Here is a 19,217-nt window from a genome sequence, read left to right on the forward strand (position 1 = left end):
GAGGCCGAGGACCGCCGACTGGATCAGCTAAACTTGATGTAGCCGCCCCCTTTAGGGGGCTCAAGGAGCGCAAGCTCCGTCACAGGCCGCTTTGAGCGGCTCACAATTAAAGCCCCCGGCTTTGCCGGGGGATACTTACTATCGGAAACGCTCAATGCGGTCAGAGAGGGAATTCCGGATGCTGTGCCTGTCACCATTCCCGATGTAGGTCACTATTCTTTTCTTGCTTCATGCAATTTCCGGGGCAGAATTTTTCTGAGCACCATTTGTAAAGACCAAAACGAGATTGATCGGGGCGAATTGCATGGTCGCATAGCTGCTGACGCAGCAACGTTCTTCGGCGCTAGCCTGTAACGGAGATGCGGCCTAACAATTTATTCAAGCCGACCCCGCTTTGCGGCGCGGCTTAATTCAAGCGTTATGTTTTAAGGAGGTAGTTTGAGCAAAGTCGTTGGACGCTGGCGAATTAAGTGGATGGAAATGTGGGATCAAGACTTTGTTGACCTTATTGAGCCCGGATACTTCCAGTTCGATGAAGATGGCCTCGGCTTTTTTGTATTCGGAGCAGTTGAGGGCCAAATCGACTACCGCATTCCAGATGATGGAGGGCGAGTCGAGTTTTCTTGGTCTGGAAATGATGATGGTCGTGAAAAATCTGGCCGTGGTTGGTTCCAGTTTTCATCTTCAAATTCAGCGAAAGGGGAACTCTTCATTCATTGTGGAGACGAGTCGGCCGTAGAAATCGAATATCAAACATAACCAGGCGCGGCACTCGGATGCCTTTGTCTCCGCTTCGCTACGTCAAAGTCACCGGTGCGCTCAGTGTTATGCGCAAAAGGAGGAAACGTGCATCATTCGGCAGCCCAATGGATCGTGGGGTTACTGAGCGACAGGAATATCCCTTTTCTAATCTGTGGGGGACTCGCTGCAAAGGGATATGGCTCTGAGCGTGACCTGAATGACATCGACCTTTTCGTCCCTGGCGAACACTTTTCGTCAGTGGTTCAGGCTGGTCAGGAATTTGTATCCAAGGCAGTCGCTCACCGCCAGGAGGAAGGCTGGGATCTAACCACCGTCCAGTTCAAGTATGAGGGTCTGTTGAATTCCAAGAGGGTTAAGCATACACATGCGGATTGATGCGTCCGAAGTCGAACTTCCCCGCCAGCAGGAAGATCACCGTCCGGGCGGTACTCAGTCGCGTGTAGCCTCGGGCTTTTCGTTTCGCAGCTTGGAAGAGTCCGTTGATCGCTTCCAGGAAGCCATTGGTCTGGCGTGTTTTCACCCAGGCGACGATGCCATCGAGGTGTCGCCTTATCATCTTGGCAACAGCCTTCATCGGCTCGACCTTGGAGCGCATGATGTTCGTACACCACTGGTGGAGCATCTGACGGACCACGTTGACCTGCTTTCGCTGCAGGATGGCGCGCAACTGCTCGCGGTACTGCCAGGCACGTGCCGTCCTGAGTGTCGTCAGCCGAGCGACCAGGGTCTGGAGCTCCTGCCGAGCGCCTCGGCTAAGCCCCTTGGGGGATCTCAGCAGCTTCCATCGCATACCTTTCAGAGCCGGATCGGCTTTCTGCTCGAGCCGCCGCATCCGATCGACGGCCTCGGAGGCCTTGGCGATGACATGGAATTTGTCGAACGTGATCCCGGCTTTGGGCAGGTGGTCCGTGACGCCTCGGATGAAGGCCGGCGACATGTCGATGCTGCAGCTGTCGACAGCATTCGGGTCCCCGCCATGGGCTGTCAGTTCGTCAGCCAGCTCGGCAACCGTTTCCGAGCCGCGCCCCTCGGTGACAAAAATGACCGCACGTCGCTCGGCATCGGCCGCCAGGGTCAGGTAGTCGTGTCCACGGGCTCGGGAGGTCTCGTCGATCGCCAGGCTACGAACCTGGGACAGATCGGCCTCGGCTCTCGCCAGCTCCACATAGCGCTCGCAGATCGCCATGACGCGGTGCGGACTCAAGCCCACAATGCGGGCCACCGCCCGGAACGGCATCTGCTGAGCGAGCATCAACACCAGGGCCTCGAACAGCAGCGTGAACCCCGACAGCTTCCCGGCCCAGTCGGGCTGGACCTGCCGCACCGACCCGTCAGGCAGCTTGACGCGTGGCACGCGCACTTCCAGAAAGCACTCGTGCTGGAAGAAGTTGAGATGCCGGTAGCGCTTGGTGACGGTGTCATGAACTGGGTGTTCCCCTTCGAAATCAGCAATCTGGAAACGACTGCCGCGCCGGAAATCGACCTGAATGGTCAGCGTCCTCGCGGCCTCGTCAAATTCCAGGTCAGCAATGAACCACGGCGGCGTCAGGCCAAGGGCGGCTTCGAAAATCTGGGCGCTCATCACTCCGGCTCCAAACAGGGTTCCGAGGCGATGATACCCACTCAAAATTCAACAGCGGCAGAAAAGGGGACATTTCTACTTTGGGTTGACAGCCACCGGCGCCGTGGCGTGGTCGTTCCAGACCGTCCATCACGATCTCTGGGACTATGACGTTCCGGCCGCGCCCGCGCTGATCGATCTCACGGTCGATGGCGAGGTCGTCCCGGCGCTGGTTCAGGCAACCAAGCAGGGCGAAATCTTCGTGCTCGATCGACGCAGCGGCGAGCCGGTGCATCCAGTCGAGGAAGTGCCCGTTTCCCAACAGGCCGTGCCCGGTGAGCGTCCGGCCCCGACCCAGCCGGTGTCGAAAATCTCGTTTGCGCCCGAGCCGGTCACCGGTGCGGACATGTGGGGTCTGTCGCCCACGATCAGATGCTGTGCCGCATCCGCCTTGCAAAGCTGAACTATCAGGGCCGCTTCACCCCGCCGAGCCTGGCCGGCACGCTGACCCATCCGGGCAGCTTCGGCATCTTCAACTGGGGCAGCGTCGCGGTGGATCCCGAACGGCGAATCATGTTCGCGATGCCGGTGTATCTGGGCTTTGTCTCGACGCTGGTGCCGCGGCCCGATTCGCTCGAGCAGGTTGTTTCCGCCCCCGGTTATCCGATGGGCAACGAAAACTTCGGCGCGCCCTACGCCGCGGTGCTGAAACCGTTCATGTCGGCGCTCGGCCTGCCCTGCCAGGCGCCGCCCTGGGGCTATATCGCGGCGGTGGATCTCGACAGCGGCGAGACCGTCTACCGGCACGTCAACGGCACGGTGCGTGACATGGCGCCGTTTCCGCTGCCGTTTGAAACCGGCGTGCCCGGCATCGGCGGCCCGATCACCACCGCCGGCGGCGTTGCCTTCCTGTCGGCAACGGTCGACTACTACGTGCGCGCGTATGATCTGCGCAGCGGCGAGGTGCTGTGGCGATCGCGCCTGCCCGCGGGCGGTCAGTCCACGCCGGCAAGCTATCTGGGGCGCGACGGGCGCCAGTATCTGGTGGTCGTGGCCGGCGGTCACGGCTATGTCGGCACCCGGCTCGGCGACGCCGTGATTGCCTATGCGCTGCCCGAGGATCAGCTGCGCTGACGCGCGCTCGGGCCGGACCACGGGCCCCGGGAGCAATCAGTCAGGCGCGTTCTCGCGGTAGATCTGCAGCCCCGCCGGGCTCTGGCTGGTGGGCATGATCTCGATGCGGTTGACGTTGAGGTGCGCGGGCAGATTGGCGATCCACCAGACGGTCTCGGCGATGTCGGCGGCGGTGATCGGGTGGGCGCCGGCATACAGCGCTTCGGACGCGGCCTGATCGCCACCGGTGCGCACCAGGGTGAACTCGGTTTCGGCCAGGCCCGGCTCGACGTTGGTCACCCGCACGCCGGTGCCGTGCAGGTCCACGCGCAGGTTCTGCGAGAACTGGGACACGAAAGCCTTGGTGGCGCCGTAGACGTTGCCGCCCGGATAGGGATGAGTGCCGGCGATGGAGCTGACGTTGACGATCGCGCCGCGGCGCTCGATCAGCCCGGGCAGCAGGGCGTGGGTCAGCGTCACCAGCGCGGTGACGTTGGTGTCGATCATCTGCCGCCACTGGTCCGGATCACAGTCTTGCGCCGGGTTGGTGCCCAGCGCCAGGCCGGCGTTGTTGACCAGCAGGTCGATGTCGGAAAAGCCGGCGGGCAGAGCAGCCAGGGCATCGTTCATTTCGCGGGCGTTGCGAATGTCGAAGGCGGCGGCATGAACCCTTTCGGCACCGAAACGCTGGACCTGTTCGGCCAGCCGATCGGCCCGGCGCCCGCAGGCAACCACGCGCCAGCCGTTGTTGGCAAAACGTGCCACCATGGCGGCACCGAATCCGGCGGTGGCGCCGGTAATCAGAGCTGTTTTCTCGGTCATCCATCCAGTGTAACGCCAGCCGAGTGAGACGCGCGAGCGATGTTCAGCGAGACGGCATCAGCCCGGGAGTAGCCATGAAAGCATTTATCAGAGTGGAGGCGAAGCACCAGACAGTACGGCCGGCCGACGTGCCGATCCCCGAGATCAGCGATGATGAAGTGCGCATCGAGGTCAAGGCGTTTGGAGTGCATGCGCGGCCTCGCGCGCTGGTGGACGCCGTTGCGCGCGGGCAGATCCGCGTCGAAATCGAGAAGGTGTATCCGTTCGACGAGGCGCTCGATGCCCTGGCAAAAACCGAAACCCGGCATGCCCGGGGCAAGGTCGTGGTCAAGGTGCCTGACTGACAGGCCCGGCGGGCCGGCCGCCGATCGGGGCTGGTACACTTGAACCGACGACTTCATTGGTAAAACCGGTTCAGGTGCTGGCCGCGCTGCCTGGATTGTCGACGGCGTGCGGCCACAACGGCGCAATGCGCCACTTCCGGCACTGCTGTAGGCGTGCCGAGCCATCAGGAGCAAGCCATGACGACACCCGCATCGCAGGAACGGTTCTCCGGTTCAGCCGAGGAGATCAGGACCGTATTTGGCCAGCGACGCCACAGCTGGGGCTGGCTGCTGGCCCTGGGTATCCTGTTTCTCGTCCTGGGCGTGATTGCCCTGGGCATGAGCGTGGCCATGACGATCGTCACCGTCCTGTTCTTCGGCGCGCTGCTGCTGGTCGGCGGCGCCTTTCAGCTTGTTGATGCCTTCAGGTGCCGGGGCTGGAAGAGCATTCTGCTGCACGTGCTGATCGCCCTGCTCTATCTTGCCGCCGGCTTCATGCTGGTGACTGAGCCTGTGGCCGGCTCGCTGGTGCTCACCGCCTTTCTGGGCGGTGCGTTTGTCGTCATCGGCGTGTTGCGGCTGTTGATGGGTTTTCAGCTGCGCGGCAGCGCTGCGGCCTGGGGCTGGATTGCGCTTGCCGGTCTGGCGTCGCTGGTGCTCGGTGGCCTGATCCTGTTTCAGTGGCCGGCATCGGCGCTGTGGCTGATCGGCCTGCTGGTGGCCATCGAGCTCATCTTTCACGGCTGGGCGTATGTGATGCTGGCGCTGGCCATCCGGGCCCTGAACAAGCGCTCGGGCAGCCTGCAGGGCTGATCAGGATTTGCATTGACCGGGAGTGACGCGATGTCGAATCACGTTCGTTCGGGATCACTGATCCTTGGAATCTGTCTGGTGGTCGGCCTGACTTTGCTGGGTTATGTGGCCGGGAACGCGGCCCTGTCGGTCAAGGCCATGGAGCGCACGGTGACCGTCAAGGGCCTGTCGGAGCGTGAGGTGACGGCCAATATCGCCGCCTGGCCGCTGACTTTTCAGGTGGCCAGCAACGATCTCGACGAGGTCTATCAGACCATCGAGGACAAGTCCGCCATCATCCGGGACTTCCTGAAGCGCTACGGCATTTCCGATGAGGAAATCATCCCCTCGCCGCCGAACGTGACTGATGTATACGCCCAGCAGTGGGGCGATCAGTCGAGCGTGAAGTTTCGCTACAGCGGCAGCGGCACCGTGACGGTGCACTCCGAGCAGGTCGAGGCGGTGCGCGAGGCGATGGCCAACGTGCTCGAGCTGGGCAAGCGCGGCGTGGTGGTGGCCGGCGATCAGTACGCCGGGCAGCGTTCCGGCATGTTCCTGTATACCCGGCTCAACGACATCAAGCCCGAAATGGTCGAAGAGGCGACCAAGAAGGCGCGCTCGGTGGCCGAGAAGTTCGCCGAGGATTCCAACAGCCGGCTGGGCAAGATCAAACGCGCCCGCCAGGGCCAGTTCTCGATCAACGATCGTGACTCGACCACGCCGCACATCAAGAAGGTGCGGGTGGTCTCGACCATCGAGTACTACCTGTCGGACTGACCGACCGCATGCCATTGGAGGAGGCCATGATTTCACTGCAGACACTGAGCGCGCTGCTCGGCTGGTCGCTGGTGATCAACCTGATCGTCCTGACTCTGTCGGCCCTGCTTCTGATCACCTTGCGCAGGCCTCTGGCGCGTATTCATTCGGCCCTGTTCGGGCTCGACGGCAAGGATGTGGGCCGCGCTTATTTCTACTACCTCGCGCTCTACAAGATCGCGATATTCGCGTTCAACTTTGCGCCTTGGCTGGCACTGAAGATCATTGCCTGATGGGGCGCGGCCAGCGCGTTCATGAGCATGAAGAGAAGACCCGATGCCTCACTGGCTCTATCTGTCGATTGCGATAGTCGCTGAAGTTGTCGGCACTACCTTTCTCAAGAGCGCCGAGGGCTTCACCCGGATCGGGCCGTCGCTGGTCGTGGCCGTATCGTATGCCGTCGCCTTCTTCTTTCTCGGGCTGGCCCTCAAGACGCTGCCGGTCGGTGTTGCCTACGCCATCTGGGCCGGCGTTGGCGTGGCCTTGATCGCGCTGGCCGGCTACGCCTTCTTTGGCCAGGCGCTCGATCCGCCGGCCATTGTCGGCATGGCGCTGATCGTCATCGGCGTGGCTGTCATCAACCTGTTTTCGAAGACCACGGGGAACGCCTGAAAGGCAATGCTGTCGGTCGAATTACCACCTCGTTTCTGCAACCGGTTGGCGAGAGGATAATGGGCGGATGCTGCGGACATGACGGTTCGATCGATGCGCTGCGCCAGCGTCAGCGCGGCACGCTGAACGTCGTTCTCGTGATCAACGCGGTGATGTTTGTCGTCATCGTGGCCGCGGCCCTGTTTGCGCGCTCGAGCGCGCTGCTGGCCGACAGCCTGGACAACCTGGGCGATGCCTTTACCTACGCGATCAGCCTCTACGCCGTTGCCCGCAGCACTCGCACCAAGGCCCGGGTGGCGCTGCTCAAGGGTGTCTTGATCCTGCTGGCCGCCGCTGCCGTGGCCGCCCAGATCGCGTATCGGCTGCTGGTGATGCCGGCGACGCCGGTCTTCGAGCTGATGGGCATCTTCAGCCTGCTCGCGCTGGCGGCCAACGGCACCTGCCTGTATCTGCTGTGGCAGCACCGCGCCGACGACATCAACATGAGTTCGGTGTGGGAGTGCTCGCGCAACGATATCGTCGCCAATCTCTCGGTGTTCGTGGCCGCCGGAGCGGTGTGGGCGACCGGTATGGCGTGGCCCGACATCCTGGTGGCCTCGCTGCTGGTGTTGTACCTGATCAGGTCGGCGGTCCGCGTTATCGGCCGGGCCCGCGCGGAACTGGCGACGGCATGAGCATGCCGGGTGTCTTCACGCACCGGCGCGGGCAGGCCAGCGTTCATCGAGCGCCCTGAAGCCGCGGCGCGGTTTTGACATTACGATCGGTCAGCGCCACGAGCTACGCTGCCGCCGGAACGGCGCTGATCGCCATGAGCTACGGGCTGGCTCGCTTTGCCTTCGGGCTCTATGTTCCGGCGATTCGCGAAGATCTCGGCATTTCACCCGACATCATGGGCGTGGTGGGGTCGATGGCGTTCGTGAGTTTCTCGATCGCCAGCCTGTTTGCCGTCGCCATCTCGAATCGCCTCGGTGCGCGCACCACGGCCTGCCTCGCCAGTCTGTTCGGACTCTGTGGGTTGTCGGTCATCGCCACGGCCGGCGGCGCCTGGTCTCTGGGTGCTGGCGTGTTCGCCTGCGGTATCTGCACCGGTTTGATGATGCCCGCGCTGGCCGCCGGAATGGAGACGGCGGTCAGGCCGTTCATGCACGGCCGGGTCAGCGCGGTGATGAATGCCGGCACCAGCATCGGTATCGCGATATCGGTGCCCACGGCGGTGCTGCTGCCCGATCGCTGGCGTGCAGCCTACCTGGTATTCGCCGCCGCGGCCCTGTTGTGCGCGGTCGCGGCCTGGCGCCAGGTGCCAACGGCCTCGCGGCTGTATCGCGGTCAGGGCCGACCCCTTCCCTCCTCGCTTGACTCGCGGGTTTGCGCCCGGCGCCTGTCGTTGTTCGGCCTGGGCCTGGTCAGTTCCGCCTACTGGGTGTTCGCGCCCGACCTGGTCGTTGTCGCCGGCAGCCGCAATCCGGAGATAGCGGGCTGGCTGTGGCTGGTGCTTGGCGTGTTCGGTCTGGGCGGCGCGGTCGCCAGCGACCTGGCCGACCGCTTCGGCGTTGCGCTGATTCAGGGCCTGGCGTTCGCCGCCTTGTCGCTGTCGCTGCTGTTGCTCGCGCTTGCCCCGGGCGCGGTCGGTACCGCGCTTGCTTCGGCCGGCCTGTTCGGGCTGGCCTACATGACGCTCACCGGCATCCACTTGATGACGGGGGTGCGTGTGCTGAGCCATAACCCGCCCCTGGCTGCGGTCGTGCCGTTTCTGGCAATTGCCGTCGGGCAGGCCGTGGGTTCGCCCGCCTCCGGCGTGCTGGTAAGCCGCATCGGGCATGTCGACGCATTTTTGGTCATGGCCGCCATCGGCGCCGTGTTCGCGCTGGCTTCCCGGTGGTTCCCGCGCACACGGCCGGCCAAGGACCCGGAAAAGCCGGCGCGGCCGTGATCGACGCCCGCTCCGGCAGCCTCGGCGGATCCTGATTCAGCCCGGCCAGCCGGTCGCGGCGATTGTTGTCAGCCAAGCCGTTGTGGTAGGTTCAGGTCAATATCAAGCCCTGGAGGGAGAGCCCATGCCCGATACCAACCGCTATTCCGGCATTGCCATCATCAACCACTGGCTGACGGCTGTGCTGGTCGTGATCATGCTGCTGATCGGCTTTGCCGCGGCCTTCGCGCCGGGCAAGGACGTGCGCGGCTATTTGATGGGCATGCATGTGTCGGTCGGGTTCTTCGTGCTGCTGTTTGTGCTCTGGCGCGTGTTCTGGCGCCTCTACGAGGGCTTTCCGCCCAACGTCGGGCCGACCGGCGGCGAGCGCTGGCTGGCCTGGCTGGTGCACCGCCTGATTCTGATTTCGCTGGTCGTTCAGGTTCTGACCGGGCCGCTGGCCATCTTCCTCGGCGGCCATGCCGTCAACGTTTTCGGCTGGTTCAGCTTTCGCATTCCGGTCGGACAGAGCGAAGCGGTGCAGGGGTTCATGGGGCTCGTTCACGTCTATAACGGCTTGTGGTTCCTGCCGATTCTGCTGGGGCTCCACCTGCTTGGCGGGATTCGCTACTATCTGCTTCATGGTCGGGCAAGCGGTGGCGCTTCGTCGGCCCCGCGGCCGGATATTTCCTGAAGCACGCCTGTTGGCCCGGCGGTCGGCCGGGTCACCACGCGTGTCGCGGAGAAAGGTAGCGCTGCTCCAGGGCGATCAGTTCCCGGCTGAGGTGACGCAGGTCCCGATGCAGCTCGCGCAGCTCCTTGCGTAGCCGGTCGGCCAGCTCGTCACCGGTATCTTCCTCGTCGAGCTGTGCCTCCCTGGAGGCAATCTCGCGCTCGACTCTCTGAATCTCCTGATCGAGCGCATACAACTCCTCGCCCTTGCGGAACTCGCTCAGAAAGGCCGGCTCCCAATCGGGCGGGCAAACGCCCGTGTAGCGGTCGCCATCGCGGCCCCGGCGGAAACCGCTCGATGGCGCGCAGTAGCTTTCCAGCCCCGCCAGGCGGCCGGCGTAGTAGGCGTTTTCGTCGGGGCGCACACCATGTTCGGCACAGGCCTTCTGGTGCTTGTGAAAGCGCGCCCGCTGAAACCCGTGGCGACCGTCCTGCTGGCCGATCTGGTACCAGTCGGCGGTCAGGCATTCGCCTTCCGACAGGGTGGCGCAGCCGGGCAGTAACAGAACCACCGGGGCGAGGCTGATCAGTGCGACCGTGGCCGCCGCTCGATAAGCGTGCCCGGCCTTTCCGCGGATCCAGTGCATGAGCTGAGACAAGTTCGTCATTCCTCTTCAGTGTTGATCTTGATGGGCACGCGCGCCAGCACTTTCCGGCCCTGGCGCTGCACGTAGAGAATCTCGTAGTTGCCGGCCTCTGGCGGCATGGTCAGCTTCAGCGGCGATCCTTCGCGGGTATAGGTGTAGTTGATATGGTCTCGCACGCCGCCGCCGGCCTCGACCACGGCAATGTAGTCCTTGTGTTCATCCGGGCCGGTCCAGCTGACCGCAATGGTGGCGCCGGCCGCGGCGGCTTCAGGCACCGAAACCGTGGCCTCGGGTCGCTCGACCACGATCGGCAGGGAAAACTGCTGGCGCTCGCCGGCCTCGACCGTGACGGCCTTTTCGGCCGTGGCGCCGTCACCGCTGCGCTCGACTTCAGCGACATATTCGCCGGGCTCGACGGCCATCGTCAGGGTTGCGGCATCGAAGTTCTCGATCACCACCTCGTCGCTGTCGGCACGACGCAGCGTCCAGGTCAGGCCGCGCGTGATCACCGGCCCGTCCTCCCCATCGGTGGCCTCGAAGACGACGTCGGTGGTTTCCGGCTGCGGCTCGACCGGCGCGCTGACGGTCTCCAGAGCCTGCGTCAATTCATCGGCGTCGGCGGCGGTAAAGAACCGCCCGCCGCCCGCCTCGGCCATGCATTCGAGCTGTTCGGTATCGGCGTCGCCCAGGGCGAAGCCGACCACGTGAAGCTGGAAGTCCACGCCGGATTGCCTGGCCGATCTGACCGCGTCACAGGGGTCCCCGCCGCAGGACTCCAGCCCGTCGGATACCAGCACGATGCTGGCCGATGTCTCGATCTGGCGCAGCTGCTCGACGGCCTGTTCCACCGCCGCGGTGATCGGGGTCTTGCCCTTGGGATTGAGCGCTTCGATATGCTCGATCATTGCGCCGGCATCCAGCGGCCCGAGCGGCACCAGGGTTTCGATATCGTCGCAGTCGCCCTTGCGGCGGTGGCCGTAGGCCATCAGGCCGACCTGGCTGGTGTCCGGCAGCTCTTCGACCAGGTCGGTCATCACGTCTTTGGCGATGGTGATCCTGGCGGTGCCCTCGATCTGTGCCCACATGCTGCCGGAGGCGTCGAAAATGAACAGCAGATTCTGTTCGGCCGCGCCGGCGGTGGTCGTGACAAGCATCAACAGGGCAATCAGCGTTCGTTTCATCAGGCGTCTCCGTCTTGGAACGGTTGGTGAATCTTCGCGCCGCAAGTCAGCGGGCGCTTGTAACGGGCGTTCCATGATTACGCAAATGGCGACTGCAATATGCCAGGCATCGCGAAGCGCTCGGCTTGAACAAGTCGTTGCTGCGGCGGGATCCTCAGGGCCGCAGGCGCCGACTCAACAGCTGCTTATACAGGGGCAGGCAGCTGTCGGCAACGCGGCGGGCGCGCCCCTCCAGCTGCGGCGGGGCCGCGGGCGGCGGGCCGAATCCGGTCGACTCGTGGACTTTCCCGTACCAGTGTGGCGCCCAGATGCCGTCGCTGTCGCGCGGGCCTGCCGGCCAGGAAAGCATGTCGTTGACGAAGGGAATGTCCAGCTCTCGGCACAGGGCGCGCAGATGACCTTCGGGATCGGTGAGGAACTCGCCGCTGTCGATGATCGGCGGCTCCTGCCCGATGCGGCCGACGATGAATTCATGCAGGCGCTGCTGCTGCGGTACGCCGATGTCCTCGGGAGAAACCGTGTCGCGTTTGTCCAGATAGGAGGCAACGACGTGGCGCGGGTCGCGAATGAGAAACACGTGGACCAGCTTTGACAGCCAGTCGGTTTCCATCATCTCGGGCAGGATGTGATGGGTCATGTGCTTCTGATACCAAACCGCTGCGCTGCCGGGTATCGTGCCGGTGAGATCTTCGGTAACCGAGCGCCAGTCGGTATTCATGGCCTCGATGACTTCCTCGCGCATGGGGTGTGGTTCGCCGCTCATCTTCAGCCAGGCACCATAGAGCGGCTCGTCGGCTACCGTGCAGTCGGGCCGGTTCTCGAAGGCGCGCATCATCGCCGTCGAGATGTTGCGCGGGCCGGACCACATGGCGATGCGAACCGTGTCAGGCACGCGCTTCGCCCGCAAGCAGATCGGCGTAAAGTCGCTGCAGGCGTTCGGTAACCGGGCCGCGGCTGCCCGTGCCGATGGTGCGCCCGTCCACCTCGCCAACCGGGCGAAGGCCTGCCAGCGTGCCGGTGGTGAACGCCTCGTCGGCGGCGTACACGTCGGTCAGGCTGAACGTCTTCTCGCTGCACGGGATGGCGTGAGTCTGGCACAGCTCGAGCACGTGGCCGCGCGTGATTCCGCCCAGGCAATAGCGGCCGTCGGAAGTCATCACCACGCCGTCACGCACGATGAAGAAATGGGTGGAATTGCAGGTCGCGACGAAGCCGTCGGGATCAAGCATCAGGCCTTCGTCAGCCCCGGCCATGCTGGCCTGAATCCGGGCGAGAATGCAGTTGAGTTTGCTGTGGCTGTTGATGCGCGGGTCCTGCACGTCCGGTGCGCCGCGGCGGACGTGCACGGTGAACAGCTTCTGCGCCTTCTCGAGAATGTCGTCGCTGACCGGGTGGTGCCCGGGAATGATCACCAGCGTAGGCCCGCCGTGAATCAGGCGCGGATCCTGATACGGTTCCCGCCGCACGCCGCGGGTGAGCATGATGCGCAGATGCGCACCGTCAACCAGCTCATTGGCTTCGATGACGGCCTTGACCGCCTGCGTCAACTCCGCCTCGCTCGGCAAGCCCGCCAGCATCAGCGCGCTGGCGCCCTCGGCCAATCGCTCCAGATGCACGCCGAGAAAGGCCGGACGGCCGCCCACGACACGCACGCCTTCCCATACGCCATCGCCCAGCACGAAACCGGAGTCGAAAACTGAAACGCTTGCCTCGGCTTCGGGCAGAAGCTGACCGTTGATCCAGACCTGCATGGCTTGGGAAACCTCATTTTTGAAGACTGAATCCAGTGTACCCCGCCGCGATTGTTGCCAGCAGCAGGGTACACTGGAGCCCCTCCATCCCAGCCGTTCCCATGCAGACAGTCTTTGTTGTTCGCCCCAGAAGATACCCGGCATGAATCGTCTGGAACTCAAGCTGCCGCCAGCGCTGTTGTTCGTGCTTGTCGCCTTTGCCATGTGGGGCCTGGCGCGCGTGACGTTTCGGCTCTCTATCGCCCCGCTGCTCACGGGCGCCCTGGTTGTGGCGTTGTTTCTGGCGGCGGCATGGATCGGGGCCAGCGCCGTTGCCGCTTTTCGGCGCGCTCGCACGACGGTTAGCCCGATCCGGCCGCAGGGCGCCAGCACGCTGGTAACCGACGGTGTTTTTGGCTACAGCCGCAATCCCATGTATCTGGCCCTGCTGCTGTTGCTGCTGGCCTGGGCCGTGTGGCTGGCCGCGCCCTGGGCCCTGCTTGGCCCGGTGGTTTTTATTGCCTGGATGACCCGTTTTCAGATCCGGCCCGAGGAGCGCGCGCTCGGCGCGCATTTCGGCGCGGCCTATCTCGACTACTGCCGGCGCAGCTCGCGCTGGCTTGCAATTCCGGGCGCTGGCCGGCGCGGCGAGCGCAGATGATGAGCGCCCGCAAGAGCTGGCGTCGGCTTGACCTGGGCGATGCGCTGCTGGCCGAGGTCGAAGTTGCTGAAATTCAGGAGCAGGCGCGGGCGGAATTCGAGCGCCTGGGTCGCCCGCCGGGCTGGGCCGTCTATCTCGTTCACGTCTCCGGTGACCTCCACTGCAGCGCACAGCTGTTCTTCTCGCCGGCGGCTGCGGGCCTGGCGCGCCGCCTCGGTGCTCTCCCAGGCGCTGAGCCGGCGTCGCCGGATCGCGGCCTGCTGGCCGGCAGGAAAGTCCTACAATGAAGGCTGCGACCCGAATCGGAGCCTGATTGATGGCACAGGGTAGTAATCCAGCCGCCCGCCCGCGCCGCTGAACCGTGTCTTCCTGGAATCTGCGCAGGCGCTTGCAGCGTGCCCCCTGGACCCTGATCTGGTCGCTGGCGATCATGCTCGGCTTCGTCGCTCTGGGCGTGCGCATGCCCGCCGAGCTGACGGTCTGGGCCGATACCGCGCTGGCTTTCACCACCGAGCATTTCGGCTGGCTCTACCTGTTCGCCACCACCGGCTTTCTGATTTTTTGCATCGGCGTGGGCCTGAGCCCCTACGGCCGCATCCGCCTCGGTGCCGACGGTGAGGCCCCGGAGTTTCCCTACCTGACCTGGCTGGGCATGATCTTTTCGGCCGGCATGGGCGTGGGCCTGGTCTTCTGGGGCGTGGCCGAGCCGATAAGCCACTTCACCACGCCACCGCTGGGCATGGCCAGGGCGGGCAGCGCCGAGGCCGCCGAACTGGCCATCCAGTATTCCTTCTTTCACTGGGGCTTTCATCAGTGGGCCAACTTCGGCATCGTCGGCCTGGCGATTGCCTATGCCCGCTTCCGGCTCGGCCGCCCGGGGCTGATCAGCGAGACTTTTCGCTCCGCGCTCGGCGATCGCGTTGACGGCAGCGCCGGCTATGCCATCAACGTGCTGGCGGTGGTCTCGACCGTTTTCGGCGTGGCCACGACGATGGGCCTGGGCATCATCCAGATCAACAGCGGGCTCGGCACGGTCGCCGGCGTGGCCTTCGGGCTGGAAAGCCAGCTTGCCATTCTCGGCGGCATTGCGCTCATCTTCCTGCTCGCCTCGCTGACGCCGCTGGAAGCCGGTATCCGCTACGTCAGCGACGCCAACATGCTGCTGGCCGGTCTGGTGCTGCTGTTCGTGTTCTTTGCCGGGCCCACCGACTTCCTTACCGCCGTGTTGACCAACGGCATTGGCGACTACTTTTCCAACCTTATCGGCATGAGCCTGGTCATGGAGCCCTATACCGGTGATGACTGGGTCGAGCGCTGGACTCTGTTTTACTGGGCCTGGGGGCTGTCGTGGGCGCCGTTTGTCGGCAGCTTCGTCGCCCGCATTTCGCGCGGGCGCACGGTGCGTGAGTTCGTGGTTGGCGTCATCGGCGTGCCGGTGCTGCTGAGCATGCTGTGGTTTGCCATCTTCGGCGGCACTGCCCTGCATTTCGAGCTGTTCGACGGCGCCGGGCTGGGCGAGGCGGTCAGCCGCGAAATGAGCGCCGGGTTGTTCACCATGCTCGATGGGTTGCCGGCTTCTGGCCTGCTGGGTATCGCCATGTTGGTGCTCATCGTGCTGTTCGTCATCACCTCGGCCAATTCGGCCACCTTCGTGCTGGGCATGTTCACCAGCCAGGGCCGGCTCAACCCCGCCCGGCCCACACGCCTGACCTGGGGCGTGGTCACCGCGCTGGTCACCGGCGTGCTGCTGGCCAGCGGCGGGCTCGAAGCGCTGCAGACCATCTCGATCATTGCCGCCCTGCCGTTCATGGTGCTGATGATTTTCATGGCCGCCTCGCTCTTGCGCGCGTTCCAGGCCGAGCAGCGCCAGAAGGAGCTCAGTGAAGCGCTGCTGCGCGAGCGCGTTCTGAGGATGGTGGCAGAGCACGATGCCGATCGGCAGGGGGGGCAGGACGACGACGCCGATGCCCCTGACCGGCGACCGGGCGCTGAGTAATCGACCACTGCGCGGCAATAACGTGACGGGTGTCAATTTCCCGGGCGTCGTTGTAAACTCGGGGCAGCACGTGGCCATCGCGTGCGGGTTCTTGACGGGCTGAAGAAGCAGACGCTTCCGGCTTGGCACAAGACCATCGAACAAAGAGGGATAGAACATGCAGACGAGACCAAGCAGCCGCCTCAAGCCCCGGGCGCTGGCGGCCGCCATCGGCCTGGCCCTGGCGACCTCCGGCGCTCACGCGGGCACCTTTTCGGTCACATCGAATGCCGACGCCGGCGCTGGCACCCTGCGCCAGGCGATCATCGACGCCAACGGCCAGGCCGGGCCACATACGCTCGACTTCTCGGCCATCAGCGGCCAGACCATCACCCTGGCCGCCGATCTGCCCGACATCACCGAAGACATGACCCTGCAGGGCAGCGAAGTCACGCTCTCGGGTGACGACGATCACGCCTGCCTGAGCGCCGATAGCGCGCGCCTGGCCGCCGAGCGCATGACCATCACCCGCTGCAGCCGCTCTGACTACGGCGGCGGCATCTTCATTTACAGCGGCGAGCTCGATCTCAAGGACGTGAGCATCACCGACAGCTACGCCGGCTACATCGGTGGGGGCGCTGCCGCCGTATACAGCCAGGTGTCGATCGCCGACTCGACCATCAGCGGCAACGAGACGGGGTATTACGGTGGTGGGGTCTACCTGTACGGGAGCGACATGAGGTTGGCTGGTTCGACCATCAGCGGCAATACCAGCTACGATTCCGGCAGCGCCGTTTATGGTCGCTACTACGCGACCGTGACGATCAGCGACTCGACCATCAGTGGAAACTACAGCGGTGGTCTTGCCGCGGTGTTCCTGAGAGAATCCCGGCTGCGCCTGTTCAACTCGGCGGTCAGTGGCAACAGCTCGGGTGCCGGCTACGGTACCGCGGTATTCGCGCAGGCCAGCGATGCCCTGATCGCCGGATCGACTATCGCCGACAACACGGCCGGCCCTGACGGCAGCCTGGGCCTCGTTTTTGGATACTCTCCGGAGGCGACCATCGTCAACTCCACCATCAGCGGCAACGACGGCGGCGGCATCTACGCTTCATATGCCGCGCTGACGCTGATCGACACCACCGTCAGCGGCAACGGCGGGCCGCAGGGCATGAGCGGCGTCGCTGCCTTTGGCCCATCGTCCGAAACGGTGATGCTGGGTTCGACCATTACCGACAACCAGGCCTACAATGCGGCCGGCGGCGTGCTCCTGTATGGGGGCTGGGCGCTGGTGGAAGAGTCGGTCATTTCCGGCAATCAGGCACGCGCTGGTGGCGGGCTTATCGCCGACTCCACGGATCTTTACCTGCTCGGCACCGAGATTTCGGACAACCAGGCAGATGCCGAGGGCGGCGGACTGCTCGTTTATGCTTATGGAGCGCTTCAGGTCGAGCGCACCACCATCAGCGGCAACAGTGCGGGTCAATCCATGGGCGGCGGTGCGGTGCTGGCCGACGGGCCGGCCGAGGTGCTGATCCGGAATACCACCGTCAGCGGCAATCAGGCCGATTACTCCGGAGGCGGTCTCGGGCTCACTTTCGAGGGCGATGCCGACGCCCTGATCGACGGGCTCACGATGACCGGCAACCAGGCCGACCAGTACGGCGGGCTGACCCTGTACGGCGGCGCCACCAGCGGCCAGCCCGAGCTGCGCAACAGCATCATTGCCGGCAACAGCGATTCGGGCGGGCCGGCGGACCTGGCTGGTGCGCAGGTCGACATCAACTACACCCTGGTCGGTGCGATCGACCCGGGACACGGTTTCACGCTCGATAGCATCACCCAGAGCCTGATTGGCGCTGACCCCATGCTCGGGCCGCTGGCCGACAACGGCGGCTTCACCCTGACCCACCTGCCGGACGCGTCCGGGGCCGGGCTCAACGTGATTCCGCTGGGCACCAGCGGCTGCGGCGGCACGTTTGCGCTCGACCAGCGCGGGCAGCCGCGCCCGGCGGGCGGCGGCAGCGAATGCGACCTGGGCAGCGTCGAGTGGCTGCCCGACAAGATCTTCGCCGACCGCTTCGAGGGCAACTGAGCGACTCCGGCCCACCCCGCCGTCCAGATGAGGCCGGGTGGGCCGGGATTTCAGCGCTCGCCGACCACGGCCCGACAGCCGGTCAGCGCCCGGCCGTCGATCGAGCCTTCGGCTGTTCCATTTGCCATACGAAAACTCAGGCCGGCGGCGCGAAACGCCTGCTCTCCGCTGCGCGCCAGCACATAGACACGCGGCCCGAGCTCGAGCGCCATGTGTTCTGGCCCGATGCGCGCGGTCACTTCTCCCGCCCGGCAGTCGAAGCGCTCGACGCGATAGTCCGGGAGCGCGTCGCCGTCAAGGTAGGGCAGAAAGGTCTGCAGCCGGCCTTCGTTGTCGGCCGGCTTCAGGCCGAGCAGGTGCGCCATCAGCGGATACAGATCAACGGCGGCTACGGCCGGCGCGCGGCTGCCGGCGGCAAAATCCGGCCCGCGGGCGATGAAGATGCCGTGCATTTCCGCCAGCGCCGGATCCCAGCCGTGCATGCCCCTGGGCGGATTGCGACTGGCCATGTAGGGCCGGCTCGATATCAGCCAGCCCGGGTCGGCTTCCACCAGCACTTCGGGAACGCGATAGTGGCTGCCGAAGTGATAGCGCGCAGGAATGTCCTCGCGCTTCCAGGCGCGCACATGTTTCACCTCGGCCAGCGCCGCAACGATGGCGTCCGCGTCCATCTCCCGCGTCCAGATCTGTGCCGCCGGCCCCCAGTCGGAGACGTGGACCTGCGACAGGTCGATGTGGTCATCGAGGGCAATGACGCGATCGGGGTGGACGGCCGACATGCCGTGATCGGAAACCAGAAGAATGTTGATCCGGTCGAGCTGGCCGCGCGCCTCGAGTGCGTCGAGCATCCGGCCGAGCTCGGCGTCCAGCTGCGCAGCGGCCTCGAGCGCGCTGCTGGACGCCGGCCCGTCGCGGTGCCCGCGCGAGTCGACCCGGCTGAAGTACAGGGTCAGAAAGTCCGGCCGCTTCGACTCAGGCAGCGTCAGCCACTCCAGCACCTGGTCGACGCGTTCGGCCTGCGGCACCCGCCCGTCGTAGGTGCGAAAGTAACTCGGTCGTGTGCGCCGGATCATCGCTTCCGAGCCCGGCCAGAAATAGGTCGCGGCGATCAGACCCTGGCGCTCGGCCGTGACCCACATCGGCTCGCCGCCCTGATACCAGAAGCCGTCGTTGACCGCCTTGCGGTTGCGCATGGAAAAGCTCGCCTTGCGGCGCGGATCCCACATGCTGTTGGCAACCACGCCGTGCGTTCCGGGATACTTTCCGGTCACCATCGTGTAGTGCGTGGCAAACGTCTTGGTTGGAAAGGCCTGGTGCAGGCTGTCGGCCACCAGCCCCTCACGAACCATGCGGTCGATGGACGGACTGTCGAACCGCTGGATGTAGTCGTGACGAAAACCGTCGATGGAGATCAGCAGCAGCGGCGTGGGCTTCTCATCGTCGGCGCCGGAAGAGGCGGCCTGACAGCCCGACAGCGCGGATGCGGCTGCAAGCAGAACAAGGATGAGGGCGGCAGCACGATTTGAATGGCGCATGAAAGGGAACC

The 19,217-nt window shown here is 64.7% G+C and carries 20 protein-coding genes and 1 pseudogene; 14 read left to right on the forward strand and 7 right to left on the reverse strand.

Translation table 11 applies throughout. The features are described 5' to 3' along the window. The first annotated feature begins 438 nt into the window (after positions 1 to 438). Positions 439 to 759, forward strand: a complete 321-nt coding sequence (locus ACEWQ0_RS08065) for a hypothetical protein (RefSeq protein WP_164834383.1) — start codon at positions 439 to 441, stop codon at positions 757 to 759. Positions 760 to 1,114: 355 nt separating this feature from the next. Here ACEWQ0_RS08065 and ACEWQ0_RS08070 read toward each other — a convergent pair whose 3' ends face one another. Next, the gene (locus tag ACEWQ0_RS08070; RefSeq protein ID WP_476485033.1) at positions 1,115 to 2,344 is read right to left on the reverse strand and encodes an ISL3 family transposase; all 1,230 of its coding nucleotides are present in this window, start codon (positions 2,342 to 2,344) and stop codon (positions 1,115 to 1,117) included. 103 nt (positions 2,345 to 2,447) lie between these two features. Here ACEWQ0_RS08070 and ACEWQ0_RS08075 point away from each other — a divergent pair. Then, positions 2,448 to 3,457, forward strand: a pseudogene (locus ACEWQ0_RS08075) (outer membrane protein assembly factor BamB family protein). A 36-nt stretch (positions 3,458 to 3,493) separates the two neighbouring features. Here the strand turns inward: ACEWQ0_RS08075 and ACEWQ0_RS08080 are convergent. Continuing rightward, positions 3,494 to 4,258 carry an SDR family NAD(P)-dependent oxidoreductase gene (locus ACEWQ0_RS08080; protein WP_476482418.1) on the reverse strand — a complete coding sequence of 255 codons (765 nt, stop codon included), beginning with the start codon at positions 4,256 to 4,258 and terminating at the stop codon, positions 3,494 to 3,496. A gap of 74 nt (positions 4,259 to 4,332) precedes the next feature. Here ACEWQ0_RS08080 and ACEWQ0_RS08085 point away from each other — a divergent pair, with 74 nt between their 5' ends. The 8 genes from ACEWQ0_RS08085 to ACEWQ0_RS08120 all read left to right on the forward strand — a co-directional run bounded on the left by ACEWQ0_RS08085 (position 4,333) and on the right by ACEWQ0_RS08120 (position 9,404). Beyond that, a complete protein-coding gene (locus ACEWQ0_RS08085) occupies positions 4,333 to 4,602 on the forward strand; it encodes a zinc-binding dehydrogenase (protein ID WP_476485034.1) in 270 nt (89 codons plus the stop codon). Positions 4,603 to 4,779: 177 nt separating this feature from the next. Continuing rightward, the gene (locus ACEWQ0_RS08090; protein WP_476485035.1) at positions 4,780 to 5,394 is read left to right on the forward strand and encodes an HdeD family acid-resistance protein; all 615 of its coding nucleotides are present in this window, start codon (positions 4,780 to 4,782) and stop codon (positions 5,392 to 5,394) included. Positions 5,395 to 5,424: 30 nt separating this feature from the next. Continuing rightward, positions 5,425 to 6,150, forward strand: coding sequence for an SIMPL domain-containing protein (locus ACEWQ0_RS08095; protein ID WP_476482421.1), 726 nt, complete (start codon positions 5,425 to 5,427; stop codon positions 6,148 to 6,150). Positions 6,151 to 6,176: 26 nt separating this feature from the next. Then, entirely contained in the window at positions 6,177 to 6,422 is a 246-nt protein-coding gene (locus tag ACEWQ0_RS08100) for a DUF6868 family protein (RefSeq protein WP_476482422.1), read from the forward strand. Positions 6,423 to 6,465: 43 nt separating this feature from the next. Next, positions 6,466 to 6,801, forward strand: a complete 336-nt coding sequence (locus tag ACEWQ0_RS08105; protein WP_476482423.1) for a DMT family transporter — start codon at positions 6,466 to 6,468, stop codon at positions 6,799 to 6,801. Between the two features lie 59 nt (positions 6,802 to 6,860). Beyond that, positions 6,861 to 7,475 (forward strand): cation efflux transmembrane domain-containing protein, encoded by a 615-nt coding sequence (locus ACEWQ0_RS08110; protein WP_476482424.1) that lies wholly within the window; start codon positions 6,861 to 6,863, stop codon positions 7,473 to 7,475. 74 nt (positions 7,476 to 7,549) lie between these two features. Then, the gene (locus ACEWQ0_RS08115) at positions 7,550 to 8,731 is read left to right on the forward strand and encodes an MFS transporter (RefSeq protein WP_476485036.1); all 1,182 of its coding nucleotides are present in this window, start codon (positions 7,550 to 7,552) and stop codon (positions 8,729 to 8,731) included. A gap of 124 nt (positions 8,732 to 8,855) precedes the next feature. After that, a complete protein-coding gene (locus ACEWQ0_RS08120; RefSeq protein ID WP_476482426.1) occupies positions 8,856 to 9,404 on the forward strand; it encodes a cytochrome b in 549 nt (182 codons plus the stop codon). A gap of 31 nt (positions 9,405 to 9,435) precedes the next feature. Here ACEWQ0_RS08120 and ACEWQ0_RS08125 read toward each other — a convergent pair whose 3' ends face one another. The 4 genes from ACEWQ0_RS08125 to ACEWQ0_RS08140 form a co-directional block, all read right to left on the reverse strand. Continuing rightward, a complete protein-coding gene (locus tag ACEWQ0_RS08125; RefSeq protein ID WP_476482427.1) occupies positions 9,436 to 10,041 on the reverse strand; it encodes a DUF2799 domain-containing protein in 606 nt (201 codons plus the stop codon). A gap of 5 nt (positions 10,042 to 10,046) precedes the next feature. Then, complete coding sequence (locus tag ACEWQ0_RS08130; protein WP_476485037.1) at positions 10,047 to 11,210, reverse strand: VWA domain-containing protein; 1,164 nt, start codon at positions 11,208 to 11,210, stop codon at positions 10,047 to 10,049. A 154-nt stretch (positions 11,211 to 11,364) separates the two neighbouring features. Continuing rightward, the gene (locus ACEWQ0_RS08135; protein WP_476485038.1) at positions 11,365 to 12,102 is read right to left on the reverse strand and encodes a sulfotransferase-like domain-containing protein; all 738 of its coding nucleotides are present in this window, start codon (positions 12,100 to 12,102) and stop codon (positions 11,365 to 11,367) included. Beyond that, the gene (locus tag ACEWQ0_RS08140; RefSeq protein ID WP_476485039.1) at positions 12,095 to 12,961 is read right to left on the reverse strand and encodes an aminotransferase class IV; all 867 of its coding nucleotides are present in this window, start codon (positions 12,959 to 12,961) and stop codon (positions 12,095 to 12,097) included. Before ACEWQ0_RS08140 ends, ACEWQ0_RS08135 begins: the two co-directional genes overlap by 8 nt. A 142-nt stretch (positions 12,962 to 13,103) precedes the next feature. Between ACEWQ0_RS08140 and ACEWQ0_RS08145 the strand changes: the two genes are divergently transcribed. The 4 genes from ACEWQ0_RS08145 (at position 13,104) to ACEWQ0_RS08160 (ending at position 17,671) form a co-directional block, all read left to right on the forward strand. Then, positions 13,104 to 13,601: a methyltransferase family protein gene (locus ACEWQ0_RS08145; protein ID WP_476485040.1), complete on the forward strand. Its 498-nt coding sequence runs from the start codon at positions 13,104 to 13,106 to the stop codon at positions 13,599 to 13,601. Further along, positions 13,598 to 13,888: a hypothetical protein gene (locus ACEWQ0_RS08150; protein ID WP_476485041.1), complete on the forward strand. Its 291-nt coding sequence runs from the start codon at positions 13,598 to 13,600 to the stop codon at positions 13,886 to 13,888. Before ACEWQ0_RS08145 ends, ACEWQ0_RS08150 begins: the two co-directional genes overlap by 4 nt. Before the next feature lie 101 nt (positions 13,889 to 13,989). After that, on the forward strand, positions 13,990 to 15,597 hold the full coding sequence (locus ACEWQ0_RS08155) for a BCCT family transporter (protein WP_476485042.1): 1,608 nt from the start codon (positions 13,990 to 13,992) through the stop codon (positions 15,595 to 15,597). 157 nt (positions 15,598 to 15,754) lie between these two features. Then, positions 15,755 to 17,671 (forward strand): right-handed parallel beta-helix repeat-containing protein, encoded by a 1,917-nt coding sequence (locus ACEWQ0_RS08160; protein WP_476485043.1) that lies wholly within the window; start codon positions 15,755 to 15,757, stop codon positions 17,669 to 17,671. A 50-nt stretch (positions 17,672 to 17,721) separates the two neighbouring features. Here the strand turns inward: ACEWQ0_RS08160 and ACEWQ0_RS08165 are convergent, their stop codons facing one another. Then, entirely contained in the window at positions 17,722 to 19,206 is a 1,485-nt protein-coding gene (locus ACEWQ0_RS08165; protein ID WP_476485044.1) for an alkaline phosphatase family protein, read from the reverse strand. Positions 19,207 to 19,217 lie beyond the last annotated feature (11 nt).

The organism is Wenzhouxiangella sp. YN9 (assembly GCF_056324165.1).

What these genes read in the sequence shown, in the direction of transcription:
- ACEWQ0_RS08095 (WP_476482421.1), top strand. Translation starts at nt 5,425, where the DNA reads ATGTCGAATCACGTTCGTTCGGGATCACTGATCCTTGGAATCTGTCTG.
- ACEWQ0_RS08110 (WP_476482424.1), top strand. Translation starts at nt 6,861, where the DNA reads ATGGGCGGATGCTGCGGACATGACGGTTCGATCGATGCGCTGCGCCAG.
- ACEWQ0_RS08105 (WP_476482423.1), top strand. Translation starts at nt 6,466, where the DNA reads ATGCCTCACTGGCTCTATCTGTCGATTGCGATAGTCGCTGAAGTTGTC.
- ACEWQ0_RS08145 (WP_476485040.1), top strand. Translation starts at nt 13,104, where the DNA reads ATGAATCGTCTGGAACTCAAGCTGCCGCCAGCGCTGTTGTTCGTGCTT.
- ACEWQ0_RS08085 (WP_476485034.1), top strand. Translation starts at nt 4,333, where the DNA reads ATGAAAGCATTTATCAGAGTGGAGGCGAAGCACCAGACAGTACGGCCG.
- ACEWQ0_RS08150 (WP_476485041.1), top strand. Translation starts at nt 13,598, where the DNA reads ATGATGAGCGCCCGCAAGAGCTGGCGTCGGCTTGACCTGGGCGATGCG.
- ACEWQ0_RS08140 (WP_476485039.1), bottom strand. Translation starts at nt 12,961, where the DNA reads ATGCAGGTCTGGATCAACGGTCAGCTTCTGCCCGAAGCCGAGGCAAGC.
- ACEWQ0_RS08080 (WP_476482418.1), bottom strand. Translation starts at nt 4,258, where the DNA reads ATGACCGAGAAAACAGCTCTGATTACCGGCGCCACCGCCGGATTCGGT.
- ACEWQ0_RS08070 (WP_476485033.1), bottom strand. Translation starts at nt 2,344, where the DNA reads ATGAGCGCCCAGATTTTCGAAGCCGCCCTTGGCCTGACGCCGCCGTGG.
- ACEWQ0_RS08120 (WP_476482426.1), top strand. Translation starts at nt 8,856, where the DNA reads ATGCCCGATACCAACCGCTATTCCGGCATTGCCATCATCAACCACTGG.
- ACEWQ0_RS08160 (WP_476485043.1), top strand. Translation starts at nt 15,755, where the DNA reads ATGCAGACGAGACCAAGCAGCCGCCTCAAGCCCCGGGCGCTGGCGGCC.
- ACEWQ0_RS08090 (WP_476485035.1), top strand. Translation starts at nt 4,780, where the DNA reads ATGACGACACCCGCATCGCAGGAACGGTTCTCCGGTTCAGCCGAGGAG.
- ACEWQ0_RS08165 (WP_476485044.1), bottom strand. Translation starts at nt 19,206, where the DNA reads ATGCGCCATTCAAATCGTGCTGCCGCCCTCATCCTTGTTCTGCTTGCA.
- ACEWQ0_RS08130 (WP_476485037.1), bottom strand. Translation starts at nt 11,210, where the DNA reads ATGAAACGAACGCTGATTGCCCTGTTGATGCTTGTCACGACCACCGCC.
- ACEWQ0_RS08100 (WP_476482422.1), top strand. Translation starts at nt 6,177, where the DNA reads ATGATTTCACTGCAGACACTGAGCGCGCTGCTCGGCTGGTCGCTGGTG.